Origin of the sequence: Clostridium acetobutylicum ATCC 824, assembly GCF_000008765.1 — a bacterium.
In the GTDB taxonomy this organism is placed as follows: Bacteria; Bacillota; Clostridia; order Clostridiales; family Clostridiaceae; genus Clostridium_S; species Clostridium_S acetobutylicum.
In genome coordinates this window covers 2,848,217-2,860,415 of sequence record NC_003030.1, presented here as the reverse complement: position 1 = coordinate 2,860,415, position 12,199 = coordinate 2,848,217, and the positions used below count along the sequence as shown (strand labels likewise).

Below are 12,199 nucleotides of genomic sequence, written 5' to 3'. Positions count from 1 at the left end.
ATATTTTAATTACAGAAAGTAAGAGGTATAAGTATATGGGATTAGTATTGCAAACTAATTGTTTGACTAAGAAATATGGAAAACAATTAGCTGTAAATAAGATTAATATGAAGGTTGAAAAAGGTGATATTTACGGTTTAATAGGTAAGAATGGTGCAGGTAAAACAACAATTATGAAAATTGCTTGTGGATTAATTCATCAAAGTCAGGGGGATATTCAATTATTTGAAAGCAGCGATGTAGAAAAAGGAAGAAAAAGAATTGGATGTATTATTGAATATCCAGCATTATACCCTTATATGACAGCAAGAGAAAACTTGATTTATTACGATAAGTTGCTTGGCATTGTAGACTATAGTAATGTGGATGAGGTTTTAAATCTAGTTGGCTTGGGTGATACAGGAAAAAAGAAAACTAAAGCTTTTTCGCTTGGAATGAAACAGCGCTTATCCATTGCAATTTCATTATTAGGTAATCCTGATTTTCTTATCTTAGATGAACCCATCAATGGATTAGATCCTTACGGTATTAAAGAAGTTAGGGAACTGCTATTAAGACTAAATACTGAAAATGAAATTACCATTTTAATTTCTTCTCATATTTTAGGCGAACTTGCTAAGATTGCAACAAAATATGGAATCATAAATAAAGGAGTGCTTATCGATGAATTTAAAGCATCTGAATTGAATGAGCGCTGCAAAAAATGTCTTAATGTAGTAGTGAATGATTCTGAAAAGGCAGCTTACATTTTAAAAAATGACATAAAAAGTTCAGATTTTGAAGTGTTTAATGAAGGAAAAATTTGCATTTATGATTGCCTGGATATACCAGCCCAGATTAATAAAGAATTGATTGAAAATGGCGTTTTAGTATCAAGTATTGGTTTAGAAGGAAATGATATAGAAGCGTATTTCGTGAAAATGATGGGAGGTAATCAATAATGCTAAATGTAATTTCTAGTGAATTTTATAAGATATTTAAAAGTAAAATTTTTTATGCCATATCAATTATACTCCTAGCAATGAATTGTATTTCTATATTTTTAAAGAAATCAACTCTTGTCACTTCTAAGATAAAAGGACAAACGTTAGTAACGGGATTTTCTAGCTATCGAGAATCCTACAATGCAGATTTTGTTTTCTATATTATCCTTATATTTGTGGTTTGTTTAATTACTGCTGAGTATGCAAATGGCAGCATACGGCAAATGGCCTGCCATGGAATTGCAAGATGGAAATTAGTTCTTGGACAGTATATAGCTATGTCTTCTATCATTACAATAATCTTATTAAGTTTTGGAATTTTAAATTTATTAACAGATACAATTTTCTTTCGATTAGGAGAAGTTCCTATAGCAGCATTTATTCGAATGAATATAGGAATGATTTGCATGTTTTGGGGTGTGTCCGGAGTTGGCACTTTTTTATCTTATTTTATAAAAAGTGTAAGCGTTACAATTATAGTTTCTATGTTATTAGTGGTAAGCTGCAATCTTATAACAAATTTACTTACTTTATTAACAAAGAATGATGTTTTTACAAAATACTCTCTTACAAATATGCGTAATACCCTAATTAATTTTAATTCAAAACCAGAAGATGTTGTGAAATGTTCAATTATATTTGTATTAATTGGGATAATTACACTTTTGGCATCTAGTTTAATATTCTCAAAAAGAGATATTGATTGATGATAATAAATAAAAGTTTGTCAATTAAAAATGTAATTAGATAATTAAATGAGAGGAGATAATATTTTGTATATATTAAGAACAGAAAATCTTTCAAAAATCTATGGAAATGGGGATACAAAGGTTACTGCATTAGATAATTTAAATTTAAAAATAGATAAAGGGCAATTTGTCTCAATAATTGGACCAAGTGGATCGGGAAAATCTACACTTCTTCATATGCTGGGGTGTGTAGATCATCCTACAAAAGGAAAAATATATATAGATAAAACAGATATTTCAGATATGAATGAAACAGAGGCTGCTTTATTTCGTAGGCGAAAAATAGGATTAATATATCAATCTTATAATTTAATTCCTACTCTTACTGTGGAAAAAAATATGCTTTTACCCATGTTATTAGATAATGTAAAACCAAAGAAAGAAGAATTTAATAATATTGTAGAAATGCTTGGTTTGACGCAAAGGCTTAATCATTTTCCAAATCAGCTTTCTGGTGGACAGCAGCAAAGAGTAGCTATAGGACGAGCACTGATTTATAAGCCGTCTATTATTTTGGCAGATGAGCCAACTGGTAATCTTGATAGAAAAAACACCAAAACAACTATTGACCTTTTAAAACGTTCAAACAAGGAGTACAAGCAGACAATTGTTATGATTACACATGACGAAGAAATTGCCGCCTTAGCTGATAGAAGTATTAAAATTTTGATGGAAAAATAGTTTCGGATGAGGTGATGGGGCAATGAAAATAATGAATGAATACACCTATAACCAAATAAAAAAGAATAAAAGGCATACAATCTCTATATTAGTGGCTATAACAATTGCATCGGCCTTGCTATGTTCGCTTTGTATATTTATTTACTCTATGTGGAGTGCGAAGGTAACATCAACAATTCAAAAATCAGGTTATTGGCAAGGAAAATTGAAGGAGGATATATCTGGTGACAAGGTGAAAAAAATCCAAAAAGATTCATCTGTTAAAACTGTAATGATTAAAGGAGATTGGGTTACTGCTGAACTTTCTAATACAAAAAGTCCATATTTTTTAATGAGAGATGCAGATGAAAATTTTTGGAACGATATGAATTTGAAAAATGAGCTTATACATGGCAGGCTTCCTAAAAAAAGTGGGGAAATCGTGGTATCAAAATTATTTTTTACAGATAATCCTGCATACAAAATTGGTGATAAGCTGACACTTCCAATAGGAAATAGAATGTTAAACAATAAAGTACTTCAAACTCAAGCTTATAAAAGGTTAGGTGAAACATTTAAGGTAAAGGGAACTAAAACTTATACAATAGTTGGTGAGTTAGATATTTCGGGAATTTCAGCTTATCCAGGGTATATTGCAATGGGATATTTAAACATTTCACATATCAAACCGAATGACAAACTAACAGTTTACATGCGCTTTAATAATCCATATGAAATATATAAAACATTACCGCAAATTGCCGAGTATGTTGGATTAAACAAAGATAAACATGGTCAGTATAATGTTATGTATAATACTCAATTGTTAAATCTATATGGAATTAGTAATAACAGTGACGCAAATACCCAATTTATTATAATTATGACTATAGTGATAATTTTATTTTTACTAGTCATGGGCACGTTTATTCTTATTATTTATAATGCATTTTCACTATCTGCTAATAGCAGAATTAAGGAATTGAGTATTCTAAAAAGCTTAGGAGCAACACCAAAACAAATTAAATATTCTGTAATTTATGAAGGATTTTTATTATGGATTATTCAATTACCGATTGGTTTAATTGTAGGATATATTTTTAGTTATGGTGTATTTTCTAAAGTTAATGGAATTCTTAGTATTGAAGAAGATTATAATAGTATCCATGTTTCTTTCTCCTTCATAGTAATTGTTTTTTCGGCAGTTATTTCGTTAATTACTGTTCTAATTTCTGCTTATATTCCAGCAAGAAAAGTGGCAAAAGTGTCAGCTGTTTCTGGAATACGTCAGAATATGAAAATGGCAAAAATAAAAAATCATTCAATGATTAAAAAAATATTTGGTATAAAAGGTGAACTGGCAAGTTCTCAAGCTTCAGCTAATAAGAAAAGTTTACGTACAGCTACCTTATCTATTTCAATATGTTTTATTTTAATAGCAGCCTATATTAATATTATTTCAATATATAATTTGGCAAATTCTAAGAACGGCAAAATATTTAGTCATGATATTACTCTTAATTTAAACACTATTGATGAACCAAATGAAAAAATGATTAATAAAATTATATCTCTACCTGAAGTTAAAGATAGTGTAATTAGAAGGCAAGTACGTACTTCAACTTATTTAGAATCAAATCAGGAGTCAAAAATTTTTGCTAAAGCTGGTGGATTTGCCGGAGTTGACAACAAAAAGTACAACGTATTAAAACAAAATGGCAGATATAGAATTATAGTGAATTTGGTAGGATTGAATGATGAAGCCTTTAAGAAGTATTGCAAAAAAATTGGTACTAATTCTGAAAAATATTATAAAAAAGATGCAACAACAGGTATACTATTAAATAGCACACAGTATAAACCAGATAATTCTAGTGAGGTGAAACTATTACCTTTGTTAAATACAAAAGCTGGAAGTAAAATGCTTTTATATGAAAAAGTAGAAGATAATATGCAAACAAATAATAAATTCAAGATTAAAGTAGGTGATGTTACAGGGGTTTGTCCAAGTGACATAAAAACTAATAGATACAATTTAGCTTTAATTATTCCTGTGAAAAATTATAAACAGATAGTTGGTAATTTTTCATCAAGTCGTGAGCTTGAAGCTAATATAATGTCAATTGATTTATTAGTTGGGGATAAGGCAAGTCCAAATGTAAAGAAAAAGCTAACACAAATTTGTAATTCCTACTTAGGATCGCAGGATTTTACAATATGGAGCTTAGTAGACGAAAAGCATCATGAAGAGCTTATCCAGAAAGCTATTTCAACTAGCGTTTTTGCTGTTGCTTTAATGATTGGAATAATTGGTATTTTCAATACATTTTCAACTGTTTCAAATAATATTAGGCTTCATAAGAAAGAATTTTCTATGCTGCGATCAGTTGGAGTAACACCTAAAGGATCAAATAAAATGCTTGGCTTAGAAGGTTTGTTTTTTGCATTGAAACCAATTATTATTGGTATTCCAGTTGTATTTATCATTTGTTTTTATATGCTTAAGCTAACATCAATAACATGGAAAGAATTTATGGCTGTTTTTCAAGGTACAGAAATTTCAATTTATGTTATCATAATATTTGCCTCTATATTCTTGTCATATTGGATTTCTTCTAAATCAATTAAGCAAAATAATATTATAGAAGCAATGAAAGATGAAGTAGTATAATTTTAGTTTTTGTATAAATACAAGGTGATTCATATAAAGGAGTTAGTATGAAAAACATTTGGATGGTTACAACTTTTTTGTTCCTTTTTATACTTGTCATGCTTATTTTTTATCATTTATATTATCGCATGAATATTAAACATATTACCAAACAATTAAAAGAAATTATGAATATAAAAGATACCAATGAGCTTTTGACAGTAGTAGTAAAACAAAGAGATATTGCTCAGCTGGTTAATCAACTCAATAATTTAATAGGAGATATAAGAAGGTCTCGTATAAAAATTAAAAGATTAAACAGAAATTTCAGACAGAGTATAACTAATATTTCCCATGATTTACGTACACCATTAACAACTGCTAGTGGGTATGTTCAAATGCTTAAGGCAAGTGATTTAGATAAAGAACAACAGGAATATTTAGCAATAGTTCTGGAACGGCAAAACATGGTTAAGATATTACTGGAACAATTATTTGAATATGTACGTATAGAATCAGGAGAGATTATTTATAAACATATACCTATAGATGCGAAAAAAATTTTTATGGATATACTTGTTATGTATTATGATGATTTTTATAAAAAGGGACAAGAACCATCTGTTCATTTACCGGAAAAACCGTGCATGATACATGGAGATGAACAAGGAGTGAAAAGAATATTTTCAAATGTTTTATTTAATGCAATTGTACATGGTAAAGGAGAATATTGTTTTGAAATCCAGGAAGTAGGCAGTAGTTATGTGTTTACTTTTTATAATCTTAGTGAACCCATGACCGAAGATGATTTAGATTATATTTTTGAACGTTCTTATACAAAGGATAAATCTAGAAATAAAAAGACTACAGGATTAGGACTTACAATAGCTAAAGAAATTACAAAACGGTTGAATGGAACAATACAAGCTTTTTATAATAATGGCAAGTTTTCAATATCTATTTCATTTCCTAAAATTTAATTTAACCCAAATGCATATTTATATATGGTTTTTTTATGGCAATTATAAGAGTATTATATTAAAAAATTAAATATAAAAATGGAGCAGTCAGTGTTGACTGCTCCATTTAGACCATTACCCAATTCCCTAATATACCATTTTAATTAATAATTAATTGTTAACGTAAGTTAGATATGTTGAAGAAGCATATCCTTCTATACCATTAATTTTTATTTTATACCATGTTCCATCAGATGAATATCCAGTAACCTCAGCTATTTGATTTTGACTTATTGTTCCGATTATTGGATATGAAGTAGAAGGGCCTGTTCTTATATTTAAAGAGGAAGCATTAATTACTTGAACATAGGCTACTTCTTTTATATTAACGTATCTCCCAGGAATATATTGGGAAACAGTATTCATGCTCATGAAATATTGTTTTGTACCTTGAATTCCACCGTAAGTTGTATCTGGAGTAGCTTCATATGTGTAAGCACCATTTACTCCATTTCTAGTTCCCCATTTATCAAATATAACAACATGGTTGCCTGGAAGGTTTAGGATATCCATGTGTTTTATATCCTTTATATCAATCTTTGTGAAATATTGATTGAATATAGTTGAGGTAGATAGTTTATAATCCTTGATGTTAAAAGTAGCTTGTACAAAGCCTGAACAATCAAGTCCAGCAGTTCCAGTTATGTGACCATAGGAAGATGATTTTACATTGCCAACAAAAGCACCTTTATTTACTGCATCTGTAAAGTTTGTCCAACTTTCACCATAGGATGAAGAGTTAAGACCATCAAAGCCCCCCCAACAATAAGGAATTCCTGTAGCTACAACGTTTTCAATACCCCTAAATTGAGAAGGTGCAGTTATACTTCCTGAGTATGCAGAAGGCAAAACTCCATTTTTTGATTTAGAGTATGTCCAATTTAGATTAATCATTGTTAAGGCTCTTTGTTCTGCATCAGCTCTTGTTATTGGAGTTTGAGATGCTGCATGTGCCTTGTAGGGCATGGATAAAAATAATAAAATTAAAAAAGTAGCAATAAAGGTTAATTTCGATTTTCTCATATCCTCATTATCCCCCCTATATTTTATATTTTAATTATAAGAGGAACTGTATGTAATGGCAATCTGAAATTGAAGGTTCAATTGCCACATTTTACGGAATGGCAATTGAACTATTTAATAGGTTACAATATGCATAAATTAGGTAAAAGGATACTTTATGGATGAATTATCTACATACAAAACTTCTTATTTGTCTTAAATCTAATCCGAAGTAAATCCAGCGCCTTCCGTTCCATCTATAGCCAGCTATAGAACGAGGTCCAACAAAGGTAAGATAAGCCCAGAAGGATCTTCTATTATTTAACCAAATATAAGTGTATTTATATCTACACATGCGTATGGCACCAGAATCTACAGCCTTTATTACAGGACCATTAGAAGCTGATTGAATTTGGGGTACATAAGTAGGAGGTGGACCAGGAGGCATCATTTGACCATGACCAGGGCCCATTTGACCGTAACCAGGGCCCATTTGACCGTAACCGGGACCCATTTGACCGTAGCCAGGACCCATTTGTCCAGGACCAGGAGGTGTCATTTGGCTTCGTGTAGCTGGACAATCTGATACAAAAGGACATTCTGCTTCTGCATCTAGAACATCATCTTCATATCTCATAGGATCAAACTCTTCTTCGCGGTGATGGTCGTGGTCATAATCATGGTCGTGGTCATAATCATGGTCGTGATCATGATCATAGTCGTAGTCATCATAGTCATGGTCGTGATAATCATGATCATAGTAGCCATGATATCCATGATCATAGTCGTAATCGTCAAAATCATTATAATTGTAATACATAAAGTTCTCCTTAAAATTATGATTAATACATTATAGGATATGTAGATGAGTAATAAAATGTTCCTGAAATATAGCAAAATTTTCTTTGTGGTTTGTAAAGTTAAAAGTAATTCTGTATAATAAAACTAAGGTTTTAGTTTGATATTAGCCTTCTGGGTTAAATATTAATTAATTATTATTTTATTGTGCGAGGTGATATTTTATGGTTTTTGATACACATCTTCATACCTTGTTTTCAACAGATTCAAAGATGAATATAGAAGAAGCGATTGATGCTGGAGAAAAGAAAAACTTAGGTATAATAATTACTGAACATATTGATTTAAATTATCCTGTTAAAGGTGAATTTGTATTTGATATAGATAAATATTTTAAAGAGTACAATAAATATAGGAGTAACAAAGTTTTACTTGGTGTTGAAATAGGCATGGGAGAAGAGATTAAAGAGCAAAATAAGAGTATAAATGATAAATATGAATTTGATTATGTTTTAGGGTCAATACATCTTTTAAATGGTTTAGATCTTTATGAAAAAACCATATATAAGTCTTCACCTAAAAAAGAAGTTTTTGAAATGTATTTTAAGACTATGTTAGCCTGTTTAAGGTGTCATGAGTATATAGATTCTCTTGCACATATAGATTATATATCGAGATATGCAGCATATCACGATGGGGAAATATATTATAATGAATACAGTGATTATATAGATGAGGTTTTGAAGTTTATAGTAGACAGAGAAATAGTCATTGAAATAAATACAAGAAGGCTTAATAAAAAAGAAGTATGCGAAAATTTGATGCCAATATATAAAAGGTATAGTGAGCTTGGAGGAAGGTTTGTTACAATAGGTTCCGATTCTCATTATAAGGACAGTATAGGTCTTAATTTTAAAAATGCGCTTAAAATGGCGGAAAACTGTAATTTAAAACCTGTATTTTTTGAAAAAAGACTTATGAAATATGCTTAGGTTAAGATAATTTAATTGAAAAGATTTTTGTATTTGTGAATTTTCCCATAGAAATATATATGATTTAAATTCATTTGAAGATGAAAAAGATAAAGAAAATTTTACTAAAAATATTAAGGGACATTAAGGAGAAAATATATCATGGAAATGAAGAAACTTATAGAGAGAATAAACTTTTTATATAAAAAGAGCAAAGAAGATGGATTAACAGAAGAAGAAAAAAAGGAGCAGGATACCTTAAGAAGAGAATATATTGAGATTATCAAAGGAAATGTGAAGGTACAATTAAGCAAAGTAAAAAAGATTTAATTATGTGAAAAGTAATTGCCTTAATGGTGGCGAGGGTGAATGAGAAAATCTAGCAAAATAAAAAGAATAGTGCTAGCAGTAGTTTTGGTAATATTTATTTTTGCAAACTGTGTTGGCTTGTATGTAGGAAATCTAATATATGATAAAGTATGTAAAATGCAGTTTGATAGAAGCCAAAGTAGTTATAACAATTTTAAATCCACGTTTAATTATGAGAGATATAATCTCCTCAATAAAAGCGATGTGGTTATAGAGTCTAACTTTGGATATAAGCTTTCAGGAACTTATATTAAAAATTTTGTTGACAGTAGAAAAACTATAATAATAGTTCATGGAATAACTGGAAGCAGGTGGGAGTCCATGAAGTATGCAGATATATACCTGGACTTAGGTTACAATGTTTTGATTTACGATTCAAGATACCATGGAGTAAGTGGGGGAAACGATATAACTCTTGGGTATTTCGAAAAATACGATTTAAACAATTGTGTAAAGTGGGTTAAAAATAAAACACCAGGAGGAATAATAGGAATTCATGGTGAATCTATGGGAGCTGCAACTGCATTATTACAATCAAACATGAATGAAAAAACAAAGGATGTCTCTTTTTATGTGGTGGATTGTCCGTTTTCAGATCTTCCACAGCTATTTGGAGAAAAACTAAATTATGAAATGAAAAATCATGGTGCAGTAGTTGCAAAAATGGTTGTTTTTTATTCAAGTTTAATTGCATTTTTTAAAGCAGGGTTTTCAGTTTATGCAATTTCTCCAATAAAAGCAATTCAAGATGTTAAGACACCTATAATGTTTGCTCATGGAGCAGATGATGACTTGATTCCACCAGAAATGTCAGTAGACCTGTACTCGATAAAAAAGGGTGCTAAGTATTTGTATATTGCACCTAATGCTGGGCATGCTGAGGCGTATCTAAAAAATAAAACTGATTATACCAATAAGGTAAGACAATTTTTAATAGATATTCATGTAGAGGATAATAAAACAGATATAAATAAGCCTGTTAGGATGTATTGAGGTGGTATATTGATAGAAGCAGAAAAAAAGTTTTTGAAAGGTTTATGTAAACTTTGTTTTACAAAATATCAGATAGTAAACAATGCTCCAATGATAGGAGCACTTATAAGTCAGGTATGTAAGCTTAAGGATTTGGATGTTCCTTTGGTTGAAGGGATTTTATATGTTGAAGCTAGAAAAAGAAAATTACAATATGCACATTGTTTTAATACCTATCATGGGAACATCATAGATGCTTCTATTTACCAATATGCAATTATGAATAAAAATATAAAGGATGTATTTCCTGAAATTGTAGTTGGCGATAATGACGAAGGAATAGAGTATTCTGTATTTAGAGAAATAAAGTATGAAAATCAATTTAAGTATAAAAGAGAATTTCTAGAAGAAATAATGATTAAAGCAGATAAGTATGAGGATTTTCAGCTTGATAAAATAGATGAGTATGAAGATAGTAAAAAACAAAATTTGTTTTATATATAATTTTTATTAATGGAGGTTTTTTAATGGATAAGATAAACGAGAAGATAGACTTATTAAAGGATGATATGGTTTCTTCAATTCAAGAAATCCTTAGAATTAAAAGTATCAGCGGGGAAGCTGAAGGAAATGCACCATTTGGAAAGGATACAGCAAAGGCACTTGACTATGCTTTAAAGTTAGCTGAAAGACTTGGTTTCAAAACTGTTAATTTAGATAACTATGTTGGATATGCTGAATATGGTGAAGGAGAAGATTATGTAGCAGTACTTGGTCACCTTGATGTAGTGCCAGAAGGAGATGGATGGAATTATCCTCCATATGCTGCAGAAATACATGATGGAAAGCTATATGCAAGAGGATCAATGGATGACAAGGGACCTACAGTAGCATGTTTATATTCATTAAAGGCTATTGTGGATGCAGGACTTACTATGTCTAAAAAAGTTAGAATTATATTCGGTTTGGATGAGGAAACTGGTTCAGGAAAAGATACAGAGCATTATTTAAAGAATGAAAAACCACCAGTTCTTGGCTTTACTCCAGATGCTGAATATCCAATAATCAATGGAGAAAAAGGAATAACAATTTTTAACTTAGTAAAAGATTTTAAAAATGATTACGAAGGAGATACAAAGATTATTTATGTAAAAGGAGGAGAAAGATCAAATGTAGTTCCTCCATACGCTGAAGCTGGAATAAGAGCAGATTTAAAGGGCGAAATCATTGATAAATGTGAAAGTTTCGCTGAAAGAACTGGATATGATATAAAAGCTGAAGAAAAAGACGATATGGTTATAGTAAAATCAAAAGGAATTGCTGCACATGGAAGTATGCCGGAGCTTGGAAAAAATGCTATAATGCAGCTTTTAGCTTTTCTAGAAGAATTAAATCTTGGAAAATCTGATTTTAATGATTATATAGCTTTCTTAAATAGATATGTTGGAATGGAAACTAACGGAGAATCTTTTGGAATTGGTATGGAAGATAAGGTTTCGGGTAAGCTTTCCTTCAATCTTGGAATAATAGACTTTAATAAAGACCAAGGAAAAGTTGTTCTTAATGTTAGATATCCTGTAACTTGCAAATACGAGGATATGATGGATGGAATAAATGCTAGGATAGCTGATACTGGAATAAGAGTTGAAAACATGACACACCAGAAGTCATTATACTTTCCAGAAGATCATGAATTAGTAAAACTTCTTCAAAAAGTATATAAAGAGCAAACTAGTGAGGAGCCAAAACTTCTTTCAATAGGCGGAGGAACTTATGCAAAGGAAATGCCTAACATAGTAGCCTTTGGACCAATATTCCCAGGAGAACCAGATGTTGATCACCAAGCAAATGAATTTATAAAAATTGAACATTTAATACTAAATGCAAAAATATATGCTCATGCAATATATGAGCTTGCTCGTTAAAATTTTAGATTATTAATAAAACGCCTTTTCACATATTAAATATTGTGGAAAGGCGTTTTATACTTAATTCCTAAAATTACGTTAAAACATTATTTTGAATT

At 30.2% G+C, this 12,199-nt stretch carries 11 protein-coding genes and 1 pseudogene; 10 read left to right on the top strand and 2 right to left on the bottom strand.

Annotated features, from left to right (window positions below; genetic code table 11):
* Window positions 1–35 precede the first annotated feature (35 nt).
* The 5 genes and pseudogenes from CA_RS14085 (at window position 36) to CA_RS14065 (ending at window position 6,022) form a co-directional block, all read left to right on the top strand.
* Window positions 36–941, top strand: coding sequence for an ABC transporter ATP-binding protein (locus CA_RS14085; protein ID WP_010966021.1), 906 nt, complete (start codon window positions 36–38; stop codon window positions 939–941).
* Window positions 941–1,690, top strand: a complete 750-nt coding sequence (locus CA_RS14080) for an ABC transporter permease (RefSeq protein ID WP_010966020.1) — start codon at window positions 941–943, stop codon at window positions 1,688–1,690. The genes CA_RS14085 and CA_RS14080 overlap by 1 nt, the downstream gene beginning before the upstream one ends.
* A 66-nt stretch (window positions 1,691–1,756) precedes the next feature.
* A pseudogene (locus CA_RS14075) lies at window positions 1,757–2,439 on the top strand (ABC transporter ATP-binding protein).
* Window positions 2,436–5,063: an ABC transporter permease gene (locus tag CA_RS14070; protein WP_010966018.1), complete on the top strand. Its 2,628-nt coding sequence runs from the start codon at window positions 2,436–2,438 to the stop codon at window positions 5,061–5,063. The pseudogene CA_RS14075 and the gene CA_RS14070 overlap by 4 nt, the downstream one beginning before the upstream one ends.
* Before the next feature lie 47 nt (window positions 5,064–5,110).
* Window positions 5,111–6,022, top strand: a complete 912-nt coding sequence (locus CA_RS14065; protein WP_010966017.1) for a sensor histidine kinase — start codon at window positions 5,111–5,113, stop codon at window positions 6,020–6,022.
* 150 nt (window positions 6,023–6,172) lie between these two features.
* Here the strand turns inward: CA_RS14065 and CA_RS14060 are convergent, their stop codons facing one another.
* Both CA_RS14060 and CA_RS14055 read right to left on the bottom strand, forming a co-directional pair.
* Window positions 6,173–7,084 carry an SH3 domain-containing protein gene (locus CA_RS14060; RefSeq protein ID WP_010966016.1) on the bottom strand — a complete coding sequence of 304 codons (912 nt, stop codon included), beginning with the start codon at window positions 7,082–7,084 and terminating at the stop codon, window positions 6,173–6,175.
* Between the two features lie 166 nt (window positions 7,085–7,250).
* Window positions 7,251–7,883, bottom strand: coding sequence for a hypothetical protein (locus CA_RS14055; RefSeq protein ID WP_010966015.1), 633 nt, complete (start codon window positions 7,881–7,883; stop codon window positions 7,251–7,253).
* 202 nt (window positions 7,884–8,085) lie between these two features.
* Between CA_RS14055 and CA_RS14050 the strand changes: the two genes are divergently transcribed.
* The 5 genes from CA_RS14050 to pepV all read left to right on the top strand — a co-directional run bounded on the left by CA_RS14050 (window position 8,086) and on the right by pepV (window position 12,098).
* The gene (locus tag CA_RS14050; RefSeq protein ID WP_010966014.1) at window positions 8,086–8,853 is read left to right on the top strand and encodes a histidinol phosphate phosphatase; all 768 of its coding nucleotides are present in this window, start codon (window positions 8,086–8,088) and stop codon (window positions 8,851–8,853) included.
* 141 nt (window positions 8,854–8,994) lie between these two features.
* Entirely contained in the window at window positions 8,995–9,162 is a 168-nt protein-coding gene (locus CA_RS14045; protein WP_010966013.1) for a DUF896 domain-containing protein, read from the top strand.
* Between the two features lie 39 nt (window positions 9,163–9,201).
* The gene (locus CA_RS14040) at window positions 9,202–10,194 is read left to right on the top strand and encodes an alpha/beta hydrolase (RefSeq protein WP_010966012.1); all 993 of its coding nucleotides are present in this window, start codon (window positions 9,202–9,204) and stop codon (window positions 10,192–10,194) included.
* A 9-nt stretch (window positions 10,195–10,203) separates the two neighbouring features.
* Window positions 10,204–10,677 (top strand): hypothetical protein, encoded by a 474-nt coding sequence (locus CA_RS14035; RefSeq protein WP_010966011.1) that lies wholly within the window; start codon window positions 10,204–10,206, stop codon window positions 10,675–10,677.
* 23 nt (window positions 10,678–10,700) lie between these two features.
* A complete protein-coding gene (gene pepV / locus CA_RS14030) occupies window positions 10,701–12,098 on the top strand; it encodes a dipeptidase PepV (RefSeq protein WP_010966010.1) in 1,398 nt (465 codons plus the stop codon).
* Window positions 12,099–12,199 lie beyond the last annotated feature (101 nt).